Origin of the sequence: Allobosea sp. OK403 (assembly GCF_900113835.1) — a bacterium.
Taxonomy (GTDB): Bacteria; Pseudomonadota; Alphaproteobacteria; order Rhizobiales; family Beijerinckiaceae; genus Allobosea.
On record NZ_FOQV01000007.1, the window covers coordinates 89,707 to 103,596 of the forward strand.

Sequence of the window (13,890 nt, forward strand, 5' to 3'; positions counted from 1 at the left end):
ATAGTTGGAAGGATTTGGACAGTTGCAAAGACTTGGGCAGTTGGAAGGATAAAGGACTCGATCAGCCGTCCGTTTTCGGGACGATGATCGTGTCTTGCGGATGCAGGCTGACCGCGAGGCGCTCGCCGATCGGAGGAATGCGGCGGGCGGCCTCGTAATGGCTGGGCTGGCGCAGGCTTAAGGAGGCGCCGTCATCGAGCGCGAGAAAGACGCGCAGGCTCTCGCCCTGGAAGACGACATCGGTCACGCGGGCCGAGAAGCGGTTGCGCTCAGGCGCGCCGGCGCCATCCTCGATCAAAAGCTTCTCGGTCTGGATCGCCAGCACGAGATCACCTGTAGGCGCGATCGGGCGGCTGGTCTTGAGCACTGCGCCTGCGAGCGCGACGCTTGAGGCATCGACCCGCTTGACCGGCAGCAAGGTCGCCTCGCCGATGAAGCTCGCGACGAAGGCGTTGGCCGGGTGGTCGTGCAGGCGGGCCGGCGCATCGATCTGGACGAGCTTGCCGTCCTTCAGGATGGCGACGCGGTCGCTCATCGTCAGCGCCTCGCGCTGGTCATGCGTGACATAGATGATGGTGGCGCCGAGCCGCTTGTGGAGCTGGCGCAATTCGATCTGCATGGTCTCGCGCAATTGCTTGTCGAGGGCCGACAAGGGCTCGTCCATCAGGATCAGGCGCGGCTCGAAGATCATGGCGCGTGCGAGCGCGACGCGCTGGCGCTGGCCGCCCGAGAGCTGGGCGATGCCGCGCTCCTCATAGCCGGCGAGGTCGACCATCGCGAGCGCGCCCTTGACGCGCTCGGCATAGGTCGATTTCGGCAGGCGCCGCGCCCGCAGCGGAAAGGCGACGTTCTCGCCGACGCTCATATGCGGAAACAGCGCGTAGTTCTGGAAGACGATGCCGATGTCGCGCTTGTGCGGCGGGGTGAAGGTGACGTCGCGCCCGCCGAAATGGATCGACCCGCCTGAAGGCTGGATGAAGCCGCCGAGGATGCCGAGCAAGGTGGTCTTGCCTGAGCCGGAAGGGCCGAGCAACGAGACGAATTCATGGGGTGCGACATCGAGCGACACGTCGTCGAGCGCCCGCACCGATCCGTAGATCTTGCTTGCGGACCGGATCTCGACGCGCTCGCCGCCCAATTCAGCCATTTCGAACTCTCCCGTCATCAATACAGCGGCTGCTGGCATGCGCGGACAAGGACGGATTTCAGGCCACGCCATAAGGATGGCTTATGACCTGGCCGTGCCGTCCCGAGCATGCCGTCACGCGGCGCGGGCTTCTGTGAACCCGTCGCCACAAGCTGCATTCGACCCGCTCATGAAAGGGGTTTCGGCGAGAGACGGCAATTGCCAAATAATCAGGAAGATCATAACCTCATGTAATGTCTGATCTGCGCCGCATGGTGTCGTCTAGCAACGCGCTCTTCGTGTTCGAGGCGGCGGCCCGCGGCGGCAGCTTCACGCGCGCGGCGGATGAGTTGAACGTCACCCAGCCGGCCGTGAGCCGCATGCTGGCGCGCTTCGAAAGTTATCTCGGCGTCCAGCTGTTCGAGCGCGGCGGCAAGGGCGCGGTCCTGACGCCGGAAGGGGAGACGCTCTACCGTCGCGTCTCCGATGGTTTCCGCAGCATCGAGGTGGGATTGCGCGAGATCGAGCAATTGCGCGCGGGCAAGGAGACGGTGACGCTTTCGGTCTCGTCGGCCTTCACCACGCATTGGCTGATGCCGCGCATGGACCGCTTCCAGAAGCGCTTTCCGGCTGCTGATCTGCGTTTCCAGATGATCGCCGGCTCGCTGCGCGGCCCGGTCGAGAATGTCGATCTCGGCATGCGCTTCGCCGCAGCCGACGAGGTCGTCCAGCCCGGCTCGCTCGTCATCCGGGAAGTCATGCTGCCGGTCTGCAGCCCAGGCTATTGCCGGCCGCAATCGGCTGGGCCGGGCGCCGCCGAGGATGGCAACACCATCATCCAGCTGACCGACAGCCCGTTGGACTGGCCGAGCCAGTATCCACCCTTCGCCACGGGCCGCTCCGGCCCGGTCAAGACGCTGAGTTTCTCCGATTATGCAGTGGTCGTGCAGGCGGCGCTGCTCGGGCAGGGCATCGCCTTCGGCTGGAGCACGGTTGTGTCGCATGCGCTGATCTCGGGCGCGCTGACGCCGGCTTCCGACCGGCTGACGGCGGGAACGCGTGTCTGCGTGCTGGTCACGCCGCCCAACCGTCCCGCCCGGCCGATCGTGAAGGAGATCCGCGACTGGATCATCGCCGAGTTGCGTGCCGAGATCGAGGCGATCGACAAGCTTCACTCCACCCTCGGCCTGCTGCGGGCGAGCTATTAGGGCCGATCAGTGTCACACTCCTACGCCCAGTTCCCGGGGGACTTCGAGGCACTGTCCTCGTGAGATCATACGCGGGGAACCCTTCTCCCGGATGGGAGAAGGGCAGGGATGAGGGCCCGCCGCTGATTATTGAGGCGCAACGGAGCCGCAGCGCCTTCTACTGAAAGGGCACACCCTCACCCCTGCCCCTCTCCCATCCGGGAGAGGGGTTCCCCGCGACTATCTTGGCAAGGAAAGGCTCATGGCACGAGATGCTCGCCACGAGCCCGAGCATGGCGGATGAGGGAAAGAAGGCGCGGCGCTGACGAGAGCCTCACGCCCCGATATCGATCAGCACCGTCTTGTGTCGCAGATTGGCCTCGACAGCCTGCCGGCCGAGATCCTTGCCGATGCCGGAGCTCTTATAGCCGCCGGTCGGCAGGATGAAGTCGAGCGTCCGGCTATAGCGATTGATCCAGACCGTGCCGGCCTTGAGCTGGCGCACGGCCCGCAGGCCTCGGCCGAGATCGGCGGTGTAGACGCCGGCCGCCAGCCCGTATTCGGGATGGTCGGCGAGCTCGAAGCCCTCTTCCTCCGTCTCGAAGCTCTGGATGGTGAGCACCGGGCCGAAGATTTCCTCGCGCACGGCGGCATTCTCGGTCGTGACACCTGCGAGCAGGGTCGGCTGGTAGAACGCGCCGCCATGCCCCTCGATCCGGCTGCCGCCCAGCAGCAATTCGGCGCCTTGCTCGCGGCTGCGCGCCAGGATGGTGTCGATCCGGCGCGCCTGCAATTCCGAGATGATCGGCGCGAAGCCGGTCGAGGATTTCCAGGTCGGGCCAGGCGCGATGCGCGCGAGCCGGCTTTTCAACGCCGCCACCAGTGCGTCAGCGACCTGCCGCTGCACGATCAGGCGCGAACCCGCGACGCAGGCCTGCCCGGCATTGGCGAGCAATGAGCCGGCTATGCAGTCGGCCGCTTTGTCGAGATCGGCATCTGCAAAGACCAGCTGCGGGCTCTTGCCGCCGAGCTCCAGCGTCACCGGCTTGATGCCGCTTTCGGCCGCGGCCTTCATGATCGCGATGCCGGTGCGGGTCGAGCCGGTGAAGGAGAGCTTTGCGATGCCGGGATGGCGGCTCAGCGCATCGCCGGTGACCGCCCCGGTGCCCTGCACGACATTGAAGATGCCGGCGGGAATGCCGGCCTCGATGGCGAGCTGCGCCAGCCGCACGGTCGAGAAGGGCGTCAGCTCGGAGGGCTTCAGCACGATGGCGTTGCCCGCCGCCAGCGCCGGGCCGACCTTCCAGGACGCCATGCTGAGGGGAAAATTCCACGGCGTGATCGCGCCGACGACGCCATAGGGCTCGGAGACGATCATGCCGAAATGGTCGGTTCGCGTCGCCGCGACCTCGCCACCGAGCTTGTCGGCATATTCGGAGAAGAAGCGGATACCTTCCGCGGTGCCCATCACGTCTCCGGTCACGGCCTGGGCGATCGGCCGGGTCGAGCCCAGCGCCTCCAGCTGCCCCAGCTCCTCGGCCTTCGCCTCGATCAATTCGGCCCAGCGCTGCATGGCGCGCGCCCGCTCGCGCGGCGGCCGTGTCGCCCAGCCGCTGCGCTTCACCGCTTCGGTCGCGTCCTTGACCGCACGATCGACCGTCTCGACCGACGCGATCGGCAGTTCGGCATAATCCACCGCGTCGGATGGTCTTGCGACGCTCAATCGCTCGCCGGGCTCATCGACGACGGCGCCGGCGATGAAATGGCCCTTGGCGAAGGCGACGCTGTCGGGATTGAAATCGCGCATGCGCGTCAAAGCCCGAGCAGGCCGGGCAGGCCGCCAATATCCTTGATCTCGTGATAGCCGTAGAAATCGATGCCCGGCTCATGGCCGCGATTCACGAAGACCCGCTGGCCGATCTTCATGTCGTAGGCGGTCATCAGATCGTAACGCAGGCTCGACGAGCAATGCATGACGTCGGCCGGCCCACAGCCCAGCATGTCGAACATGTATTCGAAAGCCCGCTGCAGCGGCTTGTAGGCTTGCGCCTCCTGCGCCGTATAGGCGGCATGAAAGGGCGCGCCGAGCTTGGCCATGGAATAAGGGATAAGGTCCGTCATCGAATTCGAGAGGACGACGAGCGGAATTTCCTTGGCGACCTTGGCGAGGCCGGCCGGCACGTCGGGATGTGGAATCCAGCTCGGAATCTCGTCATAGATCCGCTGGGCATCGGTCGGGTCGAACGTCACGTTCCAGGCCTTGCAGCTGCGCTCGACCGCGTTGTGGACGACTTCGTCGAACGGCTTCCAGGCGCCCAGGACCTCGTCGAGACGATAGCCTCGGAAACTCTCGTAGAACCCGTCCATCACTTCGGGCGTCAGCCTGGAGCTGTAGACCCGCCGCGCGGCCGGCCCCATCTGGAAATCGATCAGCGTGCCGTAGCAGTCGAAGGTGATGAATTTCGGCCGAGCGGTGCTCATTGCGTCTCTCGTCTTCGGATGTGGCCGCGACGGCCCAATCCGCCACGTTGCGCCTAAGACTAGGGCGCATGCGCGGGCACGGAGATGGAATCGCGTCCGGCCCAACGAAGATTCTGCCGATCAGATGGCTCGGTTCGGCATGGATTGCCGCAGCGGGCGAAAGGATGCGAGGTCAAGCCGGCGGGCTCTGATACGCTCCTGCCATCGCCGCTCGACCGAGCGCATATGACCTGATGGCGGGGCTCAATGACTGTCGAATCCGTACTGGCCGATCTCGTGGCCTTTCCGTCGATCTGCCGCACGCCGAACGGCGCGATCGTCGAGCATGTCCGCAGCTTTCTTGCCGGCTACGGCGTCGAGAGCGCGGTCCTGCCCGGGCCGGAGGGAGACCGCTCGAACCTCTTCGCCACGATCGGGCCGCGGGTTCCCGGCGGCATTATCCTGTCGGCCCATCTTGATGTCGTGCCCGCGGCTCCCGAGGGCTGGCTCGGCGATCCCTTCAGCTTGCGGCGCGATGGCGAGCGATTGATCGGGCGCGGCGCTGTCGACATGAAGGGCTTCGTCGCCTGCGTGCTGGCGAGCGTGCCCGATCTCGTCTCGCGCAAGCTGGCACGCCCGGTCCATATCGCCTTGTCCTATGACGAGGAGGTCGGCTGCGTCGGCGTGCGCCATCTCATCGCGCGCCTGCCGGAGCTCTGTCCGCAGCCGGCCGGCTGCATCGTCGGCGAGCCGAGCGGCTTGCACCCGGTGTTGCGGCACAAGGGCAAAATCGCCCAGCGCGTCACGGTCGATGGCAAGGCCGGCCACTCCTCCCGCACCGACCTCGGCGACAACGCAATCCATTACGCCGCGCAATTGATCGCGGCCGTGCAGGACGAGGCGTTGCGGCATGCCGTGGCAGGCCCGTTCGCGCCCGCCTTCGCGCCGCCCTATTCGACGATCCAGGTCGGCACCATCCATGGCGGCACCGGCATCAATATCGTGCCGGCGCAATGCGTCTTCGAGATCGAGGCGCGCGCCATCGCCGGCCAGGAGCCGGCCAGCCTGCTGGCTTTCCTGCCGGGGGAGGCCGAGCGCATTCGCGCGGCAGCCGAGCAGACCGGCCATCGCGTCGCCTTCGGCTTCGAGACGATGAGCGATTATCCGCCGCTCGATCTCGACGAGGCCGATCCGCTGGTCGCGCTGACCGAGGCGGCGTCAGGGATGCCGCGCCAGCAAGCGGTCAGCTTCGGCACCGAGGCCGGGCTCTATCAGGCGGCGGGCATCGCTGCGATCGTGTGCGGGCCGGGCGACGTCAATCGCGCCCACAAGCCGGAGGAATACATCACCGACGGCGAACTCGCGGGCGCGATGGCGATGATCGCGAGGGTTGCCGATACGCTGGCTGCCTGACGGACCCTGCGCTTTCGAGCGATGCCGCTTGGAGAAAACCGAGTAGAAGACTGCTGCAGATCATCAGCAGGGAGCAGCGCATGCCAGACCGCAAGCGTGTCGAGGCCTTCGTCGCCGCCGTCGTCAGCGGCGATCATGTCGGCGCCATCCGGGACTTCTACTGCGAGGACGCCTCCATGCAGGAGAACGCGACCGAGCCGCGCCGGGGACGAGATGTTCTGATGGCCCATGAGGCCAAGGCCTTGGCCCGATTGCAGCGAATGCACACCCACCCCGCCCGCGCCGTCCTCGTCGATGGCGACAGGGTGGTGATCAACTGGGTGTTCGACGCGACCGACCAGAGCGGAGTGACCAGGCGGCTCGAGGAACTCGCCATCCAGCGCTGGCGGGGCGACCGCATCGCCGAGGAGCGCTTCTTCTACGATACGGCCACGGCCTGGCGCGTGGTTGAGCCGGGTTAGGCAATACTGCCTTGCCTCGGAATCGAGCATAGACGGCAGGCTCTAGAATTCGCCGACCTCACCCTTCGAGCCGTCGATCAGCCGCGAATGCCGGAAGGGGCTGGGATCGACGATCGGCGTGTCTCCGACTGCGAGGTCGGCGGCGAGATGGCCGATGCCGGGTCCGAGTCCGAAGCCATGTCCGCTACAGCCGGCTGCGAGCACAAAGCCCTTCAGCCCGGCGACGGGCGAGATCACTGGCACGGCGTCGGGCGTCGAATCGACATAACCGCTCCAGCTTTCGCGGATGCCGACATCCTTGAGCGCGGGATAGAGCGCGCGAGCCCGCGCCATCGTCAATGCAATGGCGCTGCGGCTGGGCGCGGGATCGAGCACGCGGATGCGTTCGAACGGCGTTTCCTTGTCGAAGGCCCAGTTCCCCATCATGGCTTCGGGCCCTTTGAAGAAGGAGGGGCCGATTCCGAATTCCAGCGCCTTCAGGCGCCGGACGAACATCGGCATGAAGTCGCGGGCATAGCGCAGGCCTTGCGGCGTCACATCGAGCGTCGCCTTGCCGCTGATCGCGATCGTATAGCTGCCGTCGAGCCGGCGGGTCAGCGCGCAGTCGGGCGTATAGAGTGCGTCGAGCAGTTGCGGCGCAATCTCCGTCCGCAAAATTGACTGCCGGGCGCTCGCCTGGGGGAAGCGAAGACCGTGGCGGCGGCAGAAGGCCGAAGCCCAGGCGCCGCCGGAGAGAATGACGGAGCGGGTCCGGATCGATCCCTTCTCGGTGATCACGCCCGTGACGGCGCCATTCGTGATGTCGAGCCCGCGCGCCGCGCAATCCTGATGGATCGTCGCGCCGTTCAGTCTTGCGCCATGGGCGAGCACGGGAGCCGCCAGGGCTGGTTCGGCCTTGCCATCGCTGACCGAATGCACGCCGCCGAGCCAGGACCGGCCGGTGCCGCTGGTCATGGCGCTGGCCTCGGCTCCTGACAGCATGCGCGTGTCGATGCCTAATTGCCGGGCCGTTCCGCGCCATTTCTCCCATTGCGCGATCTGGTCGGCATCGTTGCTGGCATAGACCAGCCCAGTGCGGCGGAAGCCGATATCGCGACCGATCTCGCCGTTAAAGCGCTCCCATAATTCCATGGCGCGCATGGCGAGCGGCAATTCGCGCGCATCGCGGTTCTGTTGCCGGCACCAGCCCCAGTTGCGGCTCGATTGTTCGGCGCCGACGATGCCTTTCTCCAGCAGCGCGACGGAATGGCCGCGCTTCGCCAGGTAATAGGCTGCGGCGCTGCCGACGATGCCGGCGCCGATGACCACGACATCGACCTCGGTCGGCAGGCGCTCGTCGCTGGCGACGCGTTCGATTGTCGGTGACATCAATCCAAGGCTCCGGGGGGCAGTCTCGTCGCGACGTTAGCGCGCGAACTGCTGCCGGCATTGGATCATCTTTGCGCCTGCGTCGGTCTCAATGCCGCAGGGCGGCCTCGATCCCGGCCGCGATCGAAAACAAGGCGTGGTCGCCGCCGGTCTCGCCCGTCAGCATCAATCCGACCGGCGCTTGTCCGGGCTCGTGGCAGGGCAGGCTGATCGAGCAGCGGTCGAGGAAATTGCCGAGGCTCGGATTGCGCAGGAGGAGTGCGTTGAGCCGGAAATACTCGGCATCCTCGACTAGCTCGTCGAGGCGCGGCGCTATGATCGGGCAGGTCGGCATCACCAACGCGTCATACTCGGCCGTCTGCGCATCCATCGCCGCAATGATAGCGCGCCGTGCCTGAACCAGATTGACATAGTCGGCGGCCAGCATCTGCGCGCCGGTCGCGATCCGGCTGCTCACGCGTGGATCATAGAGATCGCCCTTGCTTGCCAGCAAGGCACGGTGCCAGGCAAAGGCTTCGGGCGCCGCGAAGCCGCCCTTGGCGGTGACCATTGCCTGGCCGATCTCGGCAAGCGGCGCGAAATCGACTTCGACGATCCGCGCCCCGAGCCCGCTCAGCCGTGCGATCGCCTTGTCGAAGGCGGCGGAAACCGCTGCATCCATGCCGTCGCGCACGATCTGGGTCGGGATCGCCAGGCGCAGGCCCGACACAGGCCGCGTTGCGGGCAAGGCAGGCGTCTCGCCCGCCAGCACACCGTCGACGCTGGCGCAGCAGCCGACGCTGGCGCCGAGCGGCCCGAGCGAATCCAGGCTGCCCGATAGCGGGATGACGCCGTCGAGCGGCACCCGCCGCGCGGTCGGCTTGTAGCCGACGATGCCGCACAGCGCGGCTGGAATGCGGCAGGAGCCGCCGGTGTCGCTGCCGAGTGCGACAATCGCCATCCCATCCGCAACCGCCACGCCCGAGCCCGACGAACTGCCGCCGGGAATGCGGCGCGAGGCGCGGTCCCAGGGGCTGAGCGGCGTGCCGTAATGCGGGTTTGCGCCGATGCCGGAATAGGCGAATTCGGTCATGTTGGCGCGGCCGATGGGGATGAACCCGGCTGCCAGCATGCGCGCGATCGTCGGCGCATGGGCTTTCGCCGGCGCGCTGTCGGCGAGCGCGCGCGAGCCGGCCATGCTGCGTTCGCCGGCGACGTCGTAGAGATCCTTCACCGCGAAGGGGATGCCGGCGAAGGAGCTGGCAGCCCGGCCGGCGCGCCGCAGCGCGTCATGCGCGTCGGCGGAGCTGCGGGCTGCGTCCGCCGAGACGCAGATGAAGGCGCGTGCGCCCTCACCAGCGGGATCGGCGATCCTCTCCAGGCATTCCTCCACGAGGGCGCGGGCGGTGAGCGTCTCGTTTGCCAGTGCCTTGGCGGTGTCCTGCAGAGTGCGCATCTCGTCGATCTCCTTCGCCCACCCTCGCAGCACGATCTGCGTCAGACCAGGGCCTGCACCTGGATTTCGACGAGAATCGCCTCGGCTGCAAGCCGGGACTCGACGGTGGCGCGCGCCGGAGGAGCCTCGGGATCGACCCACGCGTCCCAGGCCGCGTTCATTTCATTGAACGCGCCGATATCCTTCAGCCAGATATTGGCGGTGACGATCTTCGATTTGCTGGTGCCGGCCAGCGCCAGGAAATGGTCGATCTGCGCCAGGATGTCGGCAGTCTGTTCCTTGGCGCCGCCGCTGCGATCCTTGGCCGTGATGCCGGAGAGGAAGGCGAAGCCGTTGGCGACGACGACGCGGCTCAGCCGGGCGCTCTTCTCGTGACGGGTGATCATGTCGAGGGATATCCGAGTTGTGGCGCGGTCCGGATGGGTCTGCGCCAAAGGGAAAAAGGGGGCTCTGACGCTGCTTACATCAATCCGGGTTCGCCGAGATCGCTGCCATCGACGAGGCGGCTATAGCGATAGGGATGGGGATCGACGATCGGCGCGTCGCCCGCGATGATGTCGGCCGCGAGCCGGCCGGCCGCCGGGCCGACGCCGAAGCCATGGCCGCTGAAGCCGGCCGAGACATGCAGGCCCGGCAATTTGTCGATGGCCGAGATCACCGGCACCCAGTCGGGCGTGAAGTCGATCAGGCCGCCATATTTGTGCGCAATCTTCACATCGGCGAGCTGCGGATAGATCTCGCCGATGCGCTTCAGCGCGAAGCTGATCAGCTTTTCCTGCGGCGGCGGGTCATAGGTTCGCATCTTCTCGAAGGGCGAGATGCTGTCATTGCTCCAGCGCATCAGGGCCTCGGGGCCCGAAAAGAAGGTCTTGTCGGCGCGGATGGTCAGCAGCCTGTGGCGTTTCTTGAAGGTGGCCCAGAACGGCTTGGCGTACATCATCCCCTGCGGGCTGAGTCGAAGCAGCCCGCGCCCGCTGATGCCGATCGTGTAGCCGCCGTCGAGCCGGCGCCTGAAGGTGACGTCCGGCGTCGAGATGCCACCTACGGTGACCTCCGGCGCCGGCGCGGTGAAGAACGAGGTCGACTGCACGCCGGCCAATGGCATGTCGATGCCATGGTGCCGACAGAACATCGAGGTCCAGACGCCGCCAGCGACGAGCACGGTGCTGGTCCGGATCGTGCCCTTCTCGGTGACGACCGCCGAGACGCGGCCCGCCGAGGTCTCGAGCCCGCGCGCCGCGCAATCCTGGTGGATGGTCACGCCGAGTCTGCGGGCCGCTTCCGCGAAGGCTGGGGTGGCGAGCGCCGGCTCGGCCTTGCCGTCGGTCGGCGAATGGATGCCGCCGATCCAGTTCTCGGTCGAGCCCGGCGACATCGCCTTGGCCTCGGCTGCGGAGAGCACGCGGCTATGCATCTGCATCTCGCGTGCCTTGTCGCTCCAGTTGGACCAGGCGTCGAGATCGGATTGCTTGGTCGTCACATAGACCAGGCCGGTGCGCCGGAAGCCCGTATCCGCGCCCAGCTCCTCATTGAGCCCGTTCCACATCTCGACGGCGCGCTGGGCCAGCGGCAATTCGCGCAGGTCGCGATTCTGCTGGCGGCACCAGCCCCAGTTCCGGCTCGATTGCTCGCCCGCGACATAGCCCTTCTCGACCACCGCGACGGAATGGCCCTTCTTGGCGAGATGATAGGCGGTGGTGATGCCGGCGATGCCGCCGCCGATCACGACGACATCGGCTGAACTCGGCAGCGTCTCATCGCTGCGAATGCGCGTGACCGGAGGCGACATGAGCTGGCTTTCCTTGGCGGTGGCGTAGTTCGGGGGAAGGGTTGGGTTCTAAATCGGGCTCTAGAGATGCGTGTCGAGGACGCTCATGATCCAGAGCAGCTTGGCGTCCGCATCCGAGCGGTTGGCGATGTGGTGCGGGGCATCGCTCTTGAACTGGAAGCTGTCGCCCTCGGCAAGCCTGGCCATGCGCTCGCCGACGGTCAGCTCGATGCATCCCGACATGACATAGCCGCCCTTTTGCCCGGTGCCGATGAGCACGTCCTCGCTGTTTCCGCCGGGCGGCAGCGTCACGATCATGAAGCGCAGATTCTCGTCATTGCGGGGCGAGAGCAGTTCCTTCACCAGCCGCGTCTCGCCGACGACGATGCGCGGCCGCTGTGCGCCGCGTCGCACGAAGGGTGGGTCTTCGGTCGGTTGCGGCTCGCGATGCTCCAGGAACTCCCAGAGATTCACGCCGAGCGCGGCCCTGATGCGCTGCAGCGTCTTCATCGACGGGTTGGAGTTGCCGCGTTCGATCTGGCTGATGATGCCGGCTGAGACGCCGGCCTTTGCCGCAAGATCGAGAATGGTGAGATTGCGCTCGCCGCGCAGGTTGCGCAGCCTCTCGCCAATCTGCTTGGCGCCGCCCTCGGGGGGAGACATCGCCTCGATCACCTTGATGTCGCGTGCGCTATTCGCGGGCATGGTGCTCATATTTCCATCTTAATGAATGAGATTCATATGGGATTGCGCGCAGCCATGCAATCGGCCGCAGAGCCTCAAGCCTCGAAAATCTCGTTCTTTCAACGGCATTGATACAAAAATTGCTTCAAGCCGTTCGACGTGGCGTTTTCCGCCAGGAGTAGGCGTCTCGCTTCACATCTGCGGTTCGTGCAATTGGCTTGACGTGAAAATCAATAAAATGAATATTTCAATCCGTGCGCGGATCGCCGTCCGCAGCAACAGGGGGCCATGCGATGACAGATCGCCGTGAAGCTGAGCCGTCCAAGGGCGGGGCCGTCTCCCGCCGCGCAATGCTGCTGGGTGTTTCTGTCCTGGCGCTCGCGCCCTGGGGCTCGCAACTCCAGGCACAGCCAGCGCCGAAGCCGAAGGGGCCGCCATCCGCGCCAAAGGGACAGGCGGTCATCGGCTATTCGCAGGAGATCACCGTCCTGCACCCGCTGATGCCGGCGAATGAGGTCGATCAGGGCGTCTGGTGGAATCTGTTCAGCCCGCTATGGGCGCTGGATCAGGCTGGCAAATTTGTCCCCGTATTGGCCAAGGACGTGCCGACCGTGGCCAATGGCGGGATTTCCGCTGATGGATTGGTCTGGAAGGTGACACTGCGCGAGGGTGTCAAATGGCATGACGGCCGGGATTTCTCGGCTGAAGACGTCCGGTTCACCTTCGATCTCATCCGGAATCCGCAGTTTCGTACGCGCAGCCGCTCCGGCTTCAGTCTCATCGAGGACGTCAAGACGGAAGGCAACACGATCAGCTGGCGGATGAAGGAGCCTTTTGCGCCGTTCCTGTCCTTCCTCGCCTGGACCTTCATCGTGCCCAGGCATCTGCTCGATGGTGCGGCCGATCCGAATGCGACGCCCTTCCATGCCAACCCCGTCGGCACGGGCCCGTTCAAGTTCGTCGAGCGCAAGACCGGAAGCCATGTCTTGCTCGCGGCCAACACGGCCTATTTCGGCGAAGGGCCTTATCTGGAGCGGCTGGTTTTCCGTTATGTGCCCGACCTCAACGCGATGTACACGCAGTTCCGGACGGGCGAGATCGACTATATCGGCCTCCAGGGCATTCCGCCGAACCACTACGCCGAGGCAAGCACGCTCAAGAACGTCGTCGTGCATCTCTGCCCAAGGGCTTCCGTCGAGAACCTCACGCTCAATCTCGCCCATCCCGCCCTGAAGGAGAAGGCGGTCCGGCAGGCGCTCTATCTCGCCATGGACAAGAAGGCGATCGTCGAGGCGCTTTATTACGGGCTTCCCCTTCCGGCTTCGAGCTTCATGCCGCCGCAGAGCTGGGCCTTTAACGACGCGCTTCCGCGCCATGTCCACGATCCTGCCAAGGCCAGGGCCATTCTCGACGCGGCCGGCTGGAAGCCCGGCCCCGACGGCGTGCGCGTAAAGGCCGGGGTGCGTCTCGCCTTCACCAACTCGACCACGACCGGGAATCCGACGCGCGAACAGGCCCAGCAGCTGCTGGTGCAGGACTGGGCCCAGATCGGCGCCGAGATGACCATCAAGAACATGCCGGCCGCGGTGCTCTGGGCGAAGTTCTGGGCGGAGTCTCAGTTCGACAGCCTGATGACCAATACGACCTATACGGTCGCCTCCGATCCCGACGTGATACATCGCTTCGGCGGTAACGCGATCCCGCTCAAAGCCGGTACGGGCTCCAATGTCAGCCAGTACGAAAACCCCAAGGTCGACGGCTTGCTGGCGAAAGGCATCGCCATGACCGATATGGCCCAGCGGGCCGAGATTTATCGGGAGGCGCAGGCGCTGATCCTCGACGATCTGCCGATGCTGCCGATCTTCCAATCTGTTCAGGTCGAGGGCACCAAGCTCGGGCTCACGGGCTTCGCCAACAACGTCAACGTGCTCTCCAACACCTGGAATGCCGGCAGTTGGTACTGGGCTTGAGACTGCGTCGGGAAAGGC

12 protein-coding genes are annotated in these 13,890 nt (G+C 65.8%); 4 read left to right on the forward strand and 8 right to left on the reverse strand.

What is annotated here, in order from left to right; translation table 11 throughout:
- Positions 1 to 61 precede the first annotated feature (61 nt).
- A complete protein-coding gene (locus tag BMZ97_RS21300; protein WP_175525660.1) occupies positions 62 to 1,147 on the reverse strand; it encodes an ABC transporter ATP-binding protein in 1,086 nt (361 codons plus the stop codon).
- A 233-nt stretch (positions 1,148 to 1,380) separates the two neighbouring features.
- On the opposite strand from BMZ97_RS21300, the gene BMZ97_RS21305 reads away from it, so the two are divergent.
- Complete coding sequence (locus BMZ97_RS21305) at positions 1,381 to 2,334, forward strand: LysR family transcriptional regulator (RefSeq protein WP_092174333.1); 954 nt, start codon at positions 1,381 to 1,383, stop codon at positions 2,332 to 2,334.
- 313 nt (positions 2,335 to 2,647) lie between these two features.
- Here the strand turns inward: BMZ97_RS21305 and BMZ97_RS21310 are convergent, their stop codons facing one another.
- On the reverse strand, positions 2,648 to 4,120 hold the full coding sequence (locus BMZ97_RS21310) for an aldehyde dehydrogenase family protein (protein ID WP_092174729.1): 1,473 nt from the start codon (positions 4,118 to 4,120) through the stop codon (positions 2,648 to 2,650).
- 5 nt (positions 4,121 to 4,125) lie between these two features.
- The gene (locus BMZ97_RS21315) at positions 4,126 to 4,794 is read right to left on the reverse strand and encodes a haloacid dehalogenase type II (RefSeq protein WP_092174335.1); all 669 of its coding nucleotides are present in this window, start codon (positions 4,792 to 4,794) and stop codon (positions 4,126 to 4,128) included.
- A 246-nt stretch (positions 4,795 to 5,040) separates the two neighbouring features.
- Here BMZ97_RS21315 and argE point away from each other — a divergent pair, with 246 nt between their 5' ends.
- Both argE and BMZ97_RS21325 read left to right on the forward strand, forming a co-directional pair.
- A complete protein-coding gene (gene argE / locus BMZ97_RS21320; RefSeq protein WP_092174338.1) occupies positions 5,041 to 6,186 on the forward strand; it encodes an acetylornithine deacetylase in 1,146 nt (381 codons plus the stop codon).
- Positions 6,187 to 6,266: 80 nt separating this feature from the next.
- Positions 6,267 to 6,647, forward strand: a complete 381-nt coding sequence (locus BMZ97_RS21325) for a nuclear transport factor 2 family protein (protein ID WP_092174342.1) — start codon at positions 6,267 to 6,269, stop codon at positions 6,645 to 6,647.
- 42 nt (positions 6,648 to 6,689) lie between these two features.
- Here BMZ97_RS21325 and BMZ97_RS21330 read toward each other — a convergent pair whose 3' ends face one another.
- The 5 genes from BMZ97_RS21330 to BMZ97_RS21350 all read right to left on the reverse strand — a co-directional run bounded on the left by BMZ97_RS21330 (position 6,690) and on the right by BMZ97_RS21350 (position 11,932).
- Positions 6,690 to 8,015 (reverse strand): NAD(P)/FAD-dependent oxidoreductase, encoded by a 1,326-nt coding sequence (locus tag BMZ97_RS21330; protein WP_092174345.1) that lies wholly within the window; start codon positions 8,013 to 8,015, stop codon positions 6,690 to 6,692.
- Positions 8,016 to 8,103: 88 nt separating this feature from the next.
- A complete protein-coding gene (locus tag BMZ97_RS21335; RefSeq protein ID WP_092174348.1) occupies positions 8,104 to 9,450 on the reverse strand; it encodes an amidase in 1,347 nt (448 codons plus the stop codon).
- A gap of 41 nt (positions 9,451 to 9,491) precedes the next feature.
- On the reverse strand, positions 9,492 to 9,836 hold the full coding sequence (locus BMZ97_RS21340; RefSeq protein ID WP_092174350.1) for a RidA family protein: 345 nt from the start codon (positions 9,834 to 9,836) through the stop codon (positions 9,492 to 9,494).
- Between the two features lie 74 nt (positions 9,837 to 9,910).
- A complete protein-coding gene (locus BMZ97_RS21345) occupies positions 9,911 to 11,239 on the reverse strand; it encodes an NAD(P)/FAD-dependent oxidoreductase (protein WP_092174353.1) in 1,329 nt (442 codons plus the stop codon).
- A 60-nt stretch (positions 11,240 to 11,299) separates the two neighbouring features.
- Positions 11,300 to 11,932, reverse strand: coding sequence for a helix-turn-helix domain-containing protein (locus BMZ97_RS21350; RefSeq protein WP_210188297.1), 633 nt, complete (start codon positions 11,930 to 11,932; stop codon positions 11,300 to 11,302).
- Positions 11,933 to 12,195: 263 nt separating this feature from the next.
- Here BMZ97_RS21350 and BMZ97_RS21355 point away from each other — a divergent pair, with 263 nt between their 5' ends.
- On the forward strand, positions 12,196 to 13,872 hold the full coding sequence (locus BMZ97_RS21355; protein WP_210188298.1) for a peptide ABC transporter substrate-binding protein: 1,677 nt from the start codon (positions 12,196 to 12,198) through the stop codon (positions 13,870 to 13,872).
- The last annotated feature ends 18 nt before the right edge of the window (positions 13,873 to 13,890 follow it).